Here is a 12,021-nt window from a genome sequence, read left to right on the forward strand (position 1 = left end):
AACCCCGCCCACTGGTTTACGGTGGGCGGGGTTTTTAAAATGTATCAGGCATTTTGGCCTGTTTTACAAAGCGTATGGCTTACCACTTAAAGCCAATGCTGCCCTGGGCATTTCGGCGCTCTCCATAATAGCACCATTCCTGCCCGTAAGAGGCATAGGCCATGCAGTTGCCGATATACTTTTTATCAAACAGGTTGCGCACGCTGGCCGCCACGCTCCACCCACGCAGGGAGGGAGAAAGGTTGGACAGATCATACCCGATGGAGCCATCAAACACCGTGTATTGTGGCACATGCACGCTGCCGTAGGAGGCCTGCCCCCCATAACTTGGGGCGGAGTAACGCAGGCCGCCGCCAAAGCCAAAACCCTTCATCACCCCCTTGGGCATGGTGTAATAGGCAAACAAGGAAGCATTGCCCTTGCCAGACTGCATAAGCGGCTTGCCGGTGGAATCATCCTTTACCTTCTGCACGCTTACGGCTGCGGTAATCATCAGGTTTTTATACGGCTGGGCATGGGCTTCAAATTCAAAACCATCTGAATGCACCTTGCCACTTTGCGTATTGTAGCCCAGATTCCCCACAGCCACCAGCACGTTGGTTTGCTCAATATGGAAGCCCGCAGCCGTAAGCAGCACGGATGTGCCGGGGAACTGATACTTCACGCCGCCTTCAAGCTGTTTGCCCAAGGAGGGATCTGCCTGCCGGAAGCTCTGCCCCCCATTGTTGGACACAATGCCAGATTGCGGCTGGAAGGATGTAGAATAGCTGATGTAAGGCGCAAGCCCGAAATCAAAATGATACAGGCCAGATGCACGCCACGTAATCTGGCGCGGGCTTTCACTGGTGCCGGTGTGGCTGATATAGTTCATCTGGTGGGATCTATACCAGTCATTCCGCAAACTTCCTGTTACAATCAGGCCTTTCCAGCGTAGTTCATCCTGCGCGTACATGCCAATCTGGTGTGAATCCGTCTGGTAACTCATATACGGGCTGCTCATGTTGGGCATGGTCATGTGGTAATCGGGGTGCAGCACGTTCAGAGAGGGCGCAGAGGCATAATAGCCCACTTCTGATGCGCTTTGCTGCATGTAATCAAACCCGAACATCATGTCATGCGTTACAGGCCCGGTGCGCACATGGCCCTTGAACTGGCTATCAAACGCCAGATTATGCGTGTGCTCGTTGGTGCCAAAGGCAGAGCGGGCCAGCATTGTGGGGTCTGTATCGTAATAGCCGCCATCATACACGCTGCGATAGATGGTTTTGATATCATCATACCGGCCGCGGGTGCTAAAGCTCCAGTCATCATTAAACTTGTGGTTCAGGATATAGGTGATGCCACCTTGCCTACGGTTGAACTTTTCAAAAGGCACGTCACCATCATAAAAGTTACGCGGCAGGTAACCGTATGAGGCACGTTTGAGGGAGCCCACAAGCGGCACGCCACCATAGGTGCCGTTTTCGGGGTCATACTGATAATTGCCCAGCAGGGTGAGCGTGGTGGGGCCTTTGGCGCCAAAGGTAAAGGCAGGGCTTATGGAAAAACGGCGGCTGCCCGTACGCGCAAGCTGGCTGTGCTGGCCATTCACCGTGCCGTACAGCCGATACTGCACGGAGCCATCCTTGGTGGCGTAACCGCCTACATCGGCATCCACACGGTACAGATCAAAACTGCCGCCCGTGGTGGTGATATCTCCGTAAAACTGTTTATCTATCGGCAGTTTGCTGGAAAGGGCCACAAGCCCGCCGGGGCTGGATTGCCCATACAGGGCAGATGCCGGGCCTTTTAACACCTCCACCCTATCTAGGCGCGATGTATCTGTTTGCGCTGTGGCGTACCCGGTGGGGCTGCTTTGCACCTTCAGCCCATCCAGAAAGGTGGGTACGGTAAAGCCGCGCAGCATGAACTGATCATACCGCGTGCCCACGCCCCCGCCACGCAGGTCTGACGTAATGCCCGCCGCGTAGCGGATGGCCTGATTAAGGCTGAGCACACCGCGCACATCCATTTCATCGCGCGTAATTACTGTTACAGACTGCGCTGTTTCAATCAGCGGTGTGTTGGATTTGGTGGCGGAAGACGCCATGGTGGACGCCCTGTGCGCGCGCACCTCCACCCCTTCAACATGCACGGCGGATGTTGGCGCCTTATTGGCGACCTTACCCTGTTTTGCTGCCGTTGCCCCCACCTGCTGAGGCTGCCCGGATGTGGATGTCCGGGTTGCTGCAAGAACCTTACCGCTTATGAAAAATGTAAGGGGAAGCGCACAAAAAATAACCTTGTTGCGGTGCATACCGGTTTTTACCCCATGGTTCCTGCTGATCTGAGGTGTGGGCAGTTACCAACGTTGAGAATCATTTGCAAGACCAAATGATAGCCAGATTTCTGCGGTTTTCTGCCGTTATATAGCGGGTTTGGGGGTGGTTTTGGGGGCCGTAAATGCGCAGCTCATGCCATGCAAAACAGGTGCACGCGCAGCCTGTATTTAGCCCCAAAATATGGGCGGATGTTTTATAAACTATCTTTTAATATTCAGGGGCTTTGGCAAGATATCTCACCCGCAACACAGCGCCCCACAAGGGCTGAAAAACGGCTTTTCTGGGCAGGCTTTATTGCTTGCAAAAGGGCACATGCAGCCCCTCCGCCCTATGGGAAAAACACGGAAAGGCTGCTCTCTAAAATTTGCGCATGAGAACAGATTGCAGTTGCAACTGTGGCGTTAAGGAGACACCCCGCCATTCTTGCTGGCCCAACCATCTGCTGCATCCAACGCCGGGGCCAGCCCGCCAAGCGGGAAGTTTATGGTCAGCACGCCGGCATCACGCTTGGCCAGCATCAGGTGGCCAATGCTGCCCCGGCGCAGGGCGTCCATTAGCTCCTGCGTAAAGGCAGCCAGGCCCACGCAGCCTTTATTATCGCAATATTGCCATTCCAGCGGCACGGGGGGCGCGTTATCCACCCCCAGAAAAGAGTGTTTGTTTAAGGAAAGGCCAAGCGGCACCCGCAGGATAATTTTGTATGGCGCATCAGCAAGCCGGGCTGGGCTGTTGGGTGGCACGGCGCGCGCAATTTGCATGCTGCCAATAGTGCTGACAACGTGGTGCTGAACATCGTTCAACTGAAAGTTCTGCTGCACGCCACACACAAACGGCCTGTTGGTGGTGCTGTTAAAATTGCACTGCCAGCCCCAATGCTCAATCACCCCGCTTTTACGGTCTATCTGCGGAATACCTGCCTGCGTGGGGCCAACGGGGCCTTTATCATGCAGCGTATCAAGCAGTGTTGTATCTGCATCCGGCGCTTTGGTGGCGGCCTGTGCCGGGCCATGCAGCAGGGCGGCCACAGCACAACAGGCCGCCAAAAGCCCTGCCCGCGCAAAATGCACTTTTAAAAAACGCTGCTGGGCCATGCCTGAAACTCCTGTTGTGTAACTATGCGCAGCACATGCTGCAATGGGTTGCCCCCTACACCGTTATGGCACGGGCAAGGCGGCGTTACACCGCACGTAGGATTCCTTATCCCTAAAGATAAACAGCACGTAGTAATCCAGCGCGCGGCCGCGCCTGCGGGTGGTGTGGGTGTAAAACGGAAACACATCCTGCGGGGGGCCGTATTCTGGCGGCAGGGGGTCACTCTCCAACAAAGTTTCCACCCTAAACAGCGGCACATAAATATGCACCGGGCCGGGGTTGCGCCGCACATGCCACAAATTGCGCCGGAACTTGCGCAGCCTGTCTGGCAGAATGAAGATCATGTTTTCTTCAATAAACCGCTCATCCGGCTGGGCGCGGCGCAGGTAGCGCGCATCATCCGGCATATCGCAAAAAAAGTTGTAACCCTGTATTTTCATGCTTCTCTATTCTGCATCTTTACGCTCTGTGCGCCATTCCTGCGCGGCAGCTTCTTGGGGTGTATCCGCTGGGCTGGGCATGGGGCATGCTTTGGTAAGCTCTGCCCTCCTCCTCCCATACTGTGCAGGTGCATGCAACCGGGGCGCGTGCACGGCTGCACTTAGCCTGTGTGCGGCTTGCTGCTGCGGTGTGATATGGGGGTTTTCTGCCTGTTTTTAAAGCAGAGCGTGCGCTTAAGGGAGAAACACCCCAGTTTTGAGCGCACGGGCAAGCAAAGGCTAAAAGAGAATACGCTATAAAAAACCCTGCCCCAGAATATGGAGCAGGGTGATACCATCAGGCCCGCAGCGCGGTTTCTTCTGGCTCTACAGTGCTCACAATATAAGGGCCGGCTTCCAGAATCTGGAGCGCGAGCAGCGCTATCGTGCCCGGTTTTCTGTGGCCCAGCGGCAGGCAGGCATTTCCCGCTGTCCAGCGCATGGGGTAAAACTCCACATTGTTCCACCCTGCCAGATCTTCATCCTGCAGATAGGATGTGAGAGTGCGCGTTGTGTTGCCCTCGCATATGGTGGCATTGCCCACCAGAACGCCCAGAGTGCGGCGGTCATCCACAAACGGCCCTATCGCCTCATTCCGGCGGCTGGTGTTGGATTGGATATAAACCGTTTCAATACCAGCGGGGATCATAAACAGCGCGTAATTTTTTTCTGTGCGCAGTGGGCGCATTACCCGGCCATTGCCTGCTGTCAGATGCAGGTTGCTCTTATGTGTTACAACCGGTGCCTCTGTGCGCTGCGGCAGGCCCATGCCTTGTGCACGTGCGCGAAACTGCTGGAACAAGGGCTCAACAAAAGCGCGGGAAACATTCAGGGGGGCTGCGGCATCATCCCATGTCAGATTGCGGCTGCGGGGCATGGCAACCACATCACCACTCTGGCGGAAGCTGCGGCGGTTGCCGGTATCCAGATAGCTTTCCGTCAGCACACCATCTGCGGTGATGATGGCGTGATCTTCAGTTTCAACGTGGTAATAATCGTAAGATGTGAAGGACTGATCATAAAAGATGGACTGACCGTTTACGAGCATCCGGGCCGGCACAAAGCAGCCGTTCAGATACAGGCAGTGCTCTGGCGTAATAAGCATATCCTTGAAAGGCACGCCCTCTGCCAGCGCATCCTTAAGAATGCGCACCGGGTACCCTGCCATATCGAGGGGCAGAAAAGGTGCTGCAACGCTGGTTGATTTGCCAACCCATGTTACGGTTTTCTGCTCTGTTTTGCCGTTTACAAGCACGTCAATCCGGTCACCCACCGCCAGATCTTCAACCTTGCGGGTGACGCCATTTACCGAGATTTCTGTACCTGCAAGAAAGCACGGATCAAAATGACGGTCCTTGAAAGTAAGGTCTGTGCTTTCCCCGTTCGATCCATTTACCTGCCAATAATTCGAAGAAGAGCCGCCCATTGAATTATTTAAATATGTATACTTTGATATATCAATATCTGCATCTGTTAATAAATAATAACCGCCGCTTCCATCACCAAGTATGACCTGCTGCGAACCGCGCGCCCCCCAAGTATAATCATATGTATAGGTTTGGCCATTAATAATAAAATCAGTAGAACCATCAAAAGTTACTTTAACACTATTCTGAATGTTAGATACATTTCCAGATGCGTCTATTTGGGCAAAGTTAAGGATATTGTATCCTGAATTAGGGATCTTACTTTTAGAAGACATGAAGGGGAACTCTTGCAGCAATTATTTGTAAAACGACTTTGTTAAATATATTTTATCTCGTTTTCGTGTCAAATGATTCTCAACCCCAACGGCTGCTCCAGCGTCCCCCTAAAACGCCCGGCACTGGCCCGCACGTGGCATACATGCCCCTTAACAGTTCTGGCATTATGCGGCACAGATACAGGCACGCATTTTCCACCGCCCGGCGTGCCTGTGCTGCCAAGGGGCAACTGAAGTAGAAGGACACCCGGCCATGCGCTTTTCCGCCCCTTTTTTCCGCCCCGGCCTTTTTGCGCTGTGCGCTGCGGGCGCGGCGCTGGCTGGCTGTGCAGAACCCCGCACCACCACCACGCCAGAGGGTAAGGAAGCCCCGGTGGCCGCCACCGGCCCCAAAGGGGTGTATGAAGCACGCGGGAACGAGCCCTTCTGGAACATGACACTGGCCGATGGCGCGCTTTCTGTTGAAACACCGGATGGCCCGCGCATGGCCCGCGTGATCCGCCACGCCTATTCTGAAAACGGCACCCGGTATTATGAGGCATCGGACGTCAAAGCCGCCCTTACCGCATCTGCCTGCACAGATAGCATGACCGGGCAGGTGTTTACAGATACCGTCACCCTTACCTCCGCCACCAAAACCCTGCACGGGTGCGGCGGTGTGCTGGTGCCCCCCACCAGCCTGAACGATACGCGCTGGGTAGTAACCGCCATGGATGGCCGCAGGCTGCGCGGCGGCAATTTTGTGCCCGATACGGATGACAGCGCCACGGATGAAAACCCCAACCCGGCGGCAGACATGTTTGCCCCCACGCTGGATATTAACGATACGGGCAAGATTTCTGGCTCGGATGGCTGCAACCGCTATGTGGGCGGGCTGGTGTTTGGGCCAAAGGGCAGCGTAAAGCCCATGCCCGCAGGCGGCATTAGCACGCTGATGGCCTGCCCCGGCAAACAGAACGATATTGCCAACACCTTCCGCCCGCTGCTGAACAGCGTAACCGGCTGGACAACAGATGGCACACACCTTGTGCTGCAAACCTCTGGCGGCAAAACCATTCGTTTGCGGCAGGTGTTTTAACTTTTCCGCATGGCGGGTTCGGGCTTTTGCCCATCACGCGAGCGTGAGAGGCAGCGGGCTAACACACCCCGCTGCACGGCCCTATAGTGGCCACATGTGGCGCAGATACGTGCCCTTGCCCGCATGGTAGCGCAGGAACCTGCGCCCAAGCGGGCCGTTATAGGCATATCGCACAGATATCTTTGTTATGTTTGAAAGGGCGCTTTCGTATGATTTCAGCCAGCAAAAAAGTGTTTTGCAAGGTGGCTTTGGGCGTCACGCTTGCCGTTACGGTGGCTCCGGCGGCTGTGAGCACGCTGGTTTCTACCGCCCATGCTGAACGCAGCGAACGCTTTGGCGGTGATTTTACAGCAGAACACAGCGCCACATCACACCCCTCCGGCAAGGTGGATGCGGTGTTTTTTCCTTCCACGCATGAGCTGCGCTATACCATTACGTGGGATGGGCTAAGCGGCCCGGTTACGGTGGCGCATTTTCATGGCCCGGCAGATCCGGGGCAGGAAGCAGACCATATGATCACCCTGAAAGGCCCCTTTAAAAGCCCGTTTTCTGGCACCGCCATTTTAACCGCAGAGCAGGAAAAAGCCCTGCATGATGGCAAGATGTACCTCAACCTGCACACCGCCGCCTACCCCAAGGGTGAAGCCCGTGCGCAGCTGACATCTCCCTACAATGGTGAGACAGACCACGCAGACCCCAACCACACCTAAGCCCAACACCCGCGCATAAAAAAACGGCCCCGCCGCCTTGCCCCGTATCTGGGGTGTTGGCAGCGGGGCCGCTTTGTGTTTCAGGCCCTCATAACGGGCATAAAACGCAGCGTATTACAGGTGCTGTGCGCCTTCTGGCTGGGCTTCACCACCCTGCGGGGCAGCGTTAGGCTGCTGCTGGTTGGGCTGCATGGTGCCCGGTGTGGTGGAATGTTCCACATCATACGCCGTGGCTTTCTGCTGATAGGTGCCCTTTGCGCCGGGGTGTTCCTTATCATACAGCGCAGCCTTGGCGCGGGCTTCCTTACGGTATTCATGACGGCGATACATGCCCGCAGCACACCCGGCCGCCGCACCCAGCACACCATGATGGTTGGCTACATGGCCACCCACAGCACCGGCTGCGCCGTATTTCAGGCAGCCGCCCGGTTCGCTGGCGTTTGCGGCGGTGCCAATGGTGGCGGCCATAAGGGTTGCTAGGCCAAGGGTTACAATCTTACGCATTCTTTTATCCGTCTTTTCTAGCGCCTGCCGGTTTGGGGCAGGCATCTGCCAAACTTCTATAGCAAATAGATATGGCAGCAGCTTTGTTCAACACCACCACACTAACCTGCAAACAGTGGCGGAATGTAGGCCAAGGCAGAATACAGCGGCGTTGGCTATACGGGCGGCCCATAGGCATTGGGGCCTGGCGTGCCCTTGGCGCATAAAAGGTAAATCCAATAACCCACGCCTATATATGGAACAAACCACAAAACAGAAAACCAGCCACTGCGCCCCAGATCATGATGCCGCCTGACCAAAGCAGATGTAATGGCAAACATGAGAAACACATATACAAGTAAAAGTGCAGCATAAAACACATGCACGCCAGTTACGGCATTTATGGAAGAGCCTGCATAATTATCAAGCACATACACTGCATATAAATGTGCAATATATGTAAGTATAAATAGAAGCAGCAGCCATGCACTCCATATCCGATAATCGGAAACAGACAGGCGGCCTGTGTACTTAAAACTTTGTTTAAACTGCTCTATCAAAACAGACATGGCTCCCCCCTTTCTGCAAGGCCCGCAACGCAAAAGCCCGCCAGCATTGCTGCCAGCGGGCCTGCCTGTATGTTGGGCTGTGGTTGGCGCGTATTACCGCACCGCCCCTGCCTGCGCAGCGGCCTGACGGGCAAATTCGGCCTGTGCTGCGGCTTCCCGCGCTTCGGCCTTTTGGGCCACTTCATCCTGAATGGCCTGCTGCGAGGGCAGCGGCGTATAGGGCACCGGCTTGGGTGCTGGCGCAGGTGTGGAGGCCATAACAGCCGGTGGCGGTGCAGAAACAACCTGCGGCGCGGGGGCAGAAGGCGCTGCCACATGCGGCGTGGCCGCCACGGCACGTGGGGCCACATAAGCCGGAGCAGATACAGCCGGGCGTGGTGCCGCCACATGCGCAACAGGGGCGGAAACCGCAGGCGCAGGGGCAGAAACCCGGTGCGTAGCAGCCACACCTGCCGGAACAGCCGCCGCAGCGGCCACAGGTACACGGATAGGCGGCGGGGGTTCAGACGGCCATCTGGGTTTTTCATCCGAGGCACGCTGGTTATCTATGCCCGGTGCGGCATCACCATTGCGGGCGGCCTTTAGCAGGTCTGGCCCCATAAGGGCTGTGCGGGAGCACACGGCCTCGCGCTGGTCTCGGTTCAGGGTGCGGGTATCAAACATCTGGTCCGGGCCAAGGCGCAGCATGCCAATGCCACCCCATGCGTAATCGGACGAGGCCCTGACATCTGGCAGTTCAGACAACTCGCGCCCCAGCTTTTTCACCGTGGTGTCTGTTATCAGCTTGTTGTGGTAGCAAAAATACATCAGCCCGCCCACATTGGCCGCATTTGTGCCCAATACGGTGGGTATGCCATCGTAATCCAAAATGCCGGGGGCGGCTGTGGCGGCTGTCATGGGCGGTGGGCCGGGGCGCATCTTCATAATCTGCAGCCCGTAATGAGGGTTCTTCTCCGCCGCATAAGCCGCCGGGGGCGCGGCCAACAGGGCAGTGCAGGCCCCCAACGCCAGAAAAACAGGACGGAATCCCAACATCTACTTTGTTCCTTGCTTTGGTCTGGCCGCAGAATACGGAAAAACCCCACCAGCCAGCAAGGCCCGCCGCACGGGCCATGCCGCATAAACTTGCGCATAGATGCATGATATCCACACCCACGGCCACCCCCATTTCTGTGCAGATACAGGCTTACGCCCCTGTGAATGGCCTATACCCCCCGCAGCGGGCACAAAGGCAGCGGGTGGATTTTACGTAAGGGCGCTGTATGCTGAAGGGTGAATATGGCTGAGCTTTCTCCTCCTTCCTCCGTGCGGGTTTCTGCGCGGCGCATTTTAGTGCTGGACCTTCTGGCCGGGTATGTAGATGCGCTGGGCTTTGTGTATCTGGGCGGGCTGTTTGCCTCCGCCATGACAGGCAACACAACCCATCTGGCCGCCGCCCTTGTTGGGGGTATCTGGCCCCATGCCTTTATGTTGCTGGGTATTTTGGGCACGTTTTTTGTGGTGGCCATGCTGGCCACTCTGGCGCGGTTGCGCTGGCAGGCGGCCATTGGCATAGCCTGTGTGGGCGTGCTGCTGGGGGCCACGCAAATTGCCATGCTTACGCCGTGGCACCGTGCGCTGGCCCTTGTGCTGCTGCCCGCCCTTATGGCCGTGCAGGGGGAAACGATAGCCCGCTTTTCTGGCAGTGCTATCCAAACCATTGTGATCACCAGCAACCTGCTCAAATGTGCCTCGGCACTGGCTACATTACTGGCGGCGCGTTGGCCGGGCAGCACTGTTAAACCACCGCCACCGGGGGCGGCTTTGTTGCCGGGGCTTTCCTGGCTGGGGTTTGCGGCTGGGGCACTGTGTGGCACCCTTGCCATGGCATGGCATGTGCCGCTGCCCTTTATCTGGCCACTGCCCTTACTGATTTTACTGTATCTGGATATAGCCCGCGCCGAAGCCCATAACACGCCGCCCTGAACGCCACCCCACCCATTTGCGACAAAAAGAGTATGACCGTTCTGCCCTGCCCCTCCCTGCCTTTTTCTGCCTCTTTTCTTTCCACTCTGCGCCGTGCCCGCGGGCTTGCGGCCATAGCACTTCTGCCCACGCTGGCGGGGTGTGGGTATATAGATAGCCGCACCGCCCATAAGGGCCAGTTGGCTGTAATTGGCATGACAAATGAGGATTTACAGGCCTGCGCGGGCATTCCCGACAAAACGCAGAAGATAGATGACCACACCACAATTTATCAGTACGTGCGCTCGGTCAACATGCCTTCCACCAACGATTCCTCGCTGTTTCCGCTCCAGACATTTGTGAACATGACACAAACCACCTTTGGCGGTGCGGGCAAAACCTGCGTGGCCACCATACGCATGGTGGATGGCCATGTGTATGACCTGCATTACAGTGGTGATAATGACCGCATGATTGGCACGGATGGCGCGTGCTCTACCGTTGTAAAAGGCTGCATCCGCTCCCCCGTGGCATCCACCAACCGGTTCCATGACAGGCTGATCGGGTTTGGCCCTGTTTCGGCCTTTCATCAGCCCAGTGTAGAGGCGCAAAGGCGCGCGCTGCATTCGGTTTATGAGCCGCCAGAACCGCAGCGCATTCTCAACCCGCAGCCGGATTCTGCCGGCACGCCATCTTCCGCCGCAACGCCTGCGGTGCAGGCCACACCGGCTGCACAGGCTGTTCCGGTTTCTCAAACTCTTACAGGCCCACAGGCCGTGGCAGCCGCTTGGGCGGCCAAGGCGCAAGCGGCAACACCCGCTGCGGCAGCAGCCCCAAACAGCAACGCCCAGCACTAGGGCCGGGCGTTTAAAACCATAGGGGCTGCGGGAATATGCCCGCGCCCGATATGTTTTATGGGGGCTTCAGGCCTTGCCGCGTGCGCCTTCCTGCAACTGGGCTTCCAGCTTGCGCAGGCGCTCACCCAAAGCTTTTGCGTGTTCTGGCCGATCCTTCAGCGCAATATCGTATTCCCGCTTCACCTGCTCCATTTCACGGCTGATATCCGTGGCGGATGGCAGATGGTGGGTATAGTTTTCTGTTTTTTCAGACATAAAAATTTCTTTCCCTATTTGCGTAAGAGCCTACCTTAAACATTGGGGCCACCACAGCCACCCACAACCCGCACAAAAGCAGACCAGCATTACCCGCCACAACGCCATGCCCAGATAGCGGTTGACCACGCGGGGCAAAAGAGTAAGTGTGACGCTGTTTTGATTTGGCATGATTCCGGTGGAATCTGCGGGGCTTGAGATGCATGGATATGGCACCGGCCCGGCAACCCTTTTACCGCCGGAACACTATATAAGGGGTTTTTGGGATGGGCATGTTTCTGTGCATTGCGCTGCTGGGCCTGGATCTGATGTTGTACTTCCTGGGCATGAACGTTGCAGCTATGAGCTCTGCTGTTATCGCCTTTATTGTTCCGGTTATTGTGATGTGCAGCTACAGCCTGACCCACATTGAAAAAGACCCGAACGCGTCTTCTTCTCACCACTAATGTGAGCTGGCGGGTTTTGACCTGCCATGCTGTAAAAAAGCCGCCGCAGCCTTATTGGCCCGGCGGTTTTTTTGTGCCCACATGC

Annotated in this window: 13 protein-coding genes; 5 read left to right on the top strand and 8 right to left on the bottom strand. The window is 56.5% G+C overall.

Annotated elements, in window-relative coordinates; all coding sequences use genetic code 11:
- Positions 1-79: 79 nt before the first annotated feature.
- The 4 genes from ABNV41_RS11215 to ABNV41_RS11230 form a co-directional block, all read right to left on the bottom strand.
- Positions 80-2,296 carry a TonB-dependent siderophore receptor gene (locus ABNV41_RS11215; RefSeq protein WP_349934693.1) on the bottom strand — a complete coding sequence of 739 codons (2,217 nt, stop codon included), beginning with the start codon at positions 2,294-2,296 and terminating at the stop codon, positions 80-82.
- Positions 2,297-2,722: 426 nt separating this feature from the next.
- Positions 2,723-3,412, bottom strand: a complete 690-nt coding sequence (locus ABNV41_RS11220) for an invasion associated locus B family protein (protein WP_050819298.1) — start codon at positions 3,410-3,412, stop codon at positions 2,723-2,725.
- Positions 3,413-3,475: 63 nt separating this feature from the next.
- A complete protein-coding gene (locus ABNV41_RS11225; protein ID WP_003626226.1) occupies positions 3,476-3,853 on the bottom strand; it encodes a hypothetical protein in 378 nt (125 codons plus the stop codon).
- Between the two features lie 337 nt (positions 3,854-4,190).
- Positions 4,191-5,594, bottom strand: a complete 1,404-nt coding sequence (locus ABNV41_RS11230; protein ID WP_349934695.1) for a Hint domain-containing protein — start codon at positions 5,592-5,594, stop codon at positions 4,191-4,193.
- A gap of 253 nt (positions 5,595-5,847) precedes the next feature.
- On the opposite strand from ABNV41_RS11230, the gene ABNV41_RS11235 reads away from it, so the two are divergent.
- Both ABNV41_RS11235 and ABNV41_RS11240 read left to right on the top strand, forming a co-directional pair.
- Positions 5,848-6,672, top strand: coding sequence for an META domain-containing protein (locus ABNV41_RS11235; RefSeq protein ID WP_050819296.1), 825 nt, complete (start codon positions 5,848-5,850; stop codon positions 6,670-6,672).
- A gap of 209 nt (positions 6,673-6,881) precedes the next feature.
- Positions 6,882-7,382 carry a CHRD domain-containing protein gene (locus ABNV41_RS11240; protein WP_050819295.1) on the top strand — a complete coding sequence of 167 codons (501 nt, stop codon included), beginning with the start codon at positions 6,882-6,884 and terminating at the stop codon, positions 7,380-7,382.
- Between the two features lie 114 nt (positions 7,383-7,496).
- On the opposite strand, the gene ABNV41_RS11245 is transcribed toward ABNV41_RS11240, so the two are convergent.
- The 3 genes from ABNV41_RS11245 to ABNV41_RS11255 all read right to left on the bottom strand — a co-directional run bounded on the left by ABNV41_RS11245 (position 7,497) and on the right by ABNV41_RS11255 (position 9,469).
- Positions 7,497-7,931 (bottom strand): hypothetical protein, encoded by a 435-nt coding sequence (locus ABNV41_RS11245; protein ID WP_050819294.1) that lies wholly within the window; start codon positions 7,929-7,931, stop codon positions 7,497-7,499.
- Positions 7,932-8,041: 110 nt separating this feature from the next.
- On the bottom strand, positions 8,042-8,434 hold the full coding sequence (locus ABNV41_RS11250) for a DUF805 domain-containing protein (RefSeq protein WP_050819293.1): 393 nt from the start codon (positions 8,432-8,434) through the stop codon (positions 8,042-8,044).
- A 93-nt stretch (positions 8,435-8,527) separates the two neighbouring features.
- Positions 8,528-9,469 carry a hypothetical protein gene (locus ABNV41_RS11255; protein WP_050819292.1) on the bottom strand — a complete coding sequence of 314 codons (942 nt, stop codon included), beginning with the start codon at positions 9,467-9,469 and terminating at the stop codon, positions 8,528-8,530.
- A gap of 243 nt (positions 9,470-9,712) precedes the next feature.
- Here ABNV41_RS11255 and ABNV41_RS11260 point away from each other — a divergent pair, with 243 nt between their 5' ends.
- A complete protein-coding gene (locus ABNV41_RS11260; RefSeq protein WP_050819290.1) occupies positions 9,713-10,399 on the top strand; it encodes a YoaK family protein in 687 nt (228 codons plus the stop codon).
- A gap of 32 nt (positions 10,400-10,431) precedes the next feature.
- Entirely contained in the window at positions 10,432-11,235 is an 804-nt protein-coding gene (locus ABNV41_RS11265; protein WP_050819289.1) for a hypothetical protein, read from the top strand.
- A gap of 66 nt (positions 11,236-11,301) precedes the next feature.
- Here the strand turns inward: ABNV41_RS11265 and ABNV41_RS11270 are convergent, their stop codons facing one another.
- Positions 11,302-11,490: a hypothetical protein gene (locus tag ABNV41_RS11270; protein WP_050819288.1), complete on the bottom strand. Its 189-nt coding sequence runs from the start codon at positions 11,488-11,490 to the stop codon at positions 11,302-11,304.
- Positions 11,491-11,756: 266 nt separating this feature from the next.
- Here ABNV41_RS11270 and ABNV41_RS11275 point away from each other — a divergent pair, with 266 nt between their 5' ends.
- The gene (locus ABNV41_RS11275) at positions 11,757-11,936 is read left to right on the top strand and encodes a hypothetical protein (protein WP_003626196.1); all 180 of its coding nucleotides are present in this window, start codon (positions 11,757-11,759) and stop codon (positions 11,934-11,936) included.
- The last annotated feature ends 85 nt before the right edge of the window (positions 11,937-12,021 follow it).

Source organism: Acetobacter sp. A11-2 (assembly GCF_040208445.1).
In the GTDB taxonomy this organism is placed as follows: Bacteria; Pseudomonadota; Alphaproteobacteria; order Acetobacterales; family Acetobacteraceae; genus Acetobacter; species Acetobacter oryzoeni.

Bases quoted from the DNA above. Each gene is read 5' to 3' on its own strand.
- ABNV41_RS11215 (WP_349934693.1), bottom strand. From the start codon at position 2,296: ATGCACCGCAACAAGGTTATTTTTTGTGCGCTTCCCCTTACATTTTTC.
- ABNV41_RS11220 (WP_050819298.1), bottom strand. From the start codon at position 3,412: ATGGCCCAGCAGCGTTTTTTAAAAGTGCATTTTGCGCGGGCAGGGCTT.
- ABNV41_RS11225 (WP_003626226.1), bottom strand. From the start codon at position 3,853: ATGAAAATACAGGGTTACAACTTTTTTTGCGATATGCCGGATGATGCG.
- ABNV41_RS11230 (WP_349934695.1), bottom strand. From the start codon at position 5,594: ATGTCTTCTAAAAGTAAGATCCCTAATTCAGGATACAATATCCTTAAC.
- ABNV41_RS11235 (WP_050819296.1), top strand. From the start codon at position 5,848: ATGCGCTTTTCCGCCCCTTTTTTCCGCCCCGGCCTTTTTGCGCTGTGC.
- ABNV41_RS11240 (WP_050819295.1), top strand. From the start codon at position 6,882: ATGATTTCAGCCAGCAAAAAAGTGTTTTGCAAGGTGGCTTTGGGCGTC.
- ABNV41_RS11245 (WP_050819294.1), bottom strand. From the start codon at position 7,931: ATGCCTGCCCCAAACCGGCAGGCGCTAGAAAAGACGGATAAAAGAATG.
- ABNV41_RS11250 (WP_050819293.1), bottom strand. From the start codon at position 8,434: ATGTCTGTTTTGATAGAGCAGTTTAAACAAAGTTTTAAGTACACAGGC.
- ABNV41_RS11255 (WP_050819292.1), bottom strand. From the start codon at position 9,469: ATGTTGGGATTCCGTCCTGTTTTTCTGGCGTTGGGGGCCTGCACTGCC.
- ABNV41_RS11260 (WP_050819290.1), top strand. From the start codon at position 9,713: ATGGCTGAGCTTTCTCCTCCTTCCTCCGTGCGGGTTTCTGCGCGGCGC.
- ABNV41_RS11265 (WP_050819289.1), top strand. From the start codon at position 10,432: ATGACCGTTCTGCCCTGCCCCTCCCTGCCTTTTTCTGCCTCTTTTCTT.
- ABNV41_RS11270 (WP_050819288.1), bottom strand. From the start codon at position 11,490: ATGTCTGAAAAAACAGAAAACTATACCCACCATCTGCCATCCGCCACG.
- ABNV41_RS11275 (WP_003626196.1), top strand. From the start codon at position 11,757: ATGGGCATGTTTCTGTGCATTGCGCTGCTGGGCCTGGATCTGATGTTG.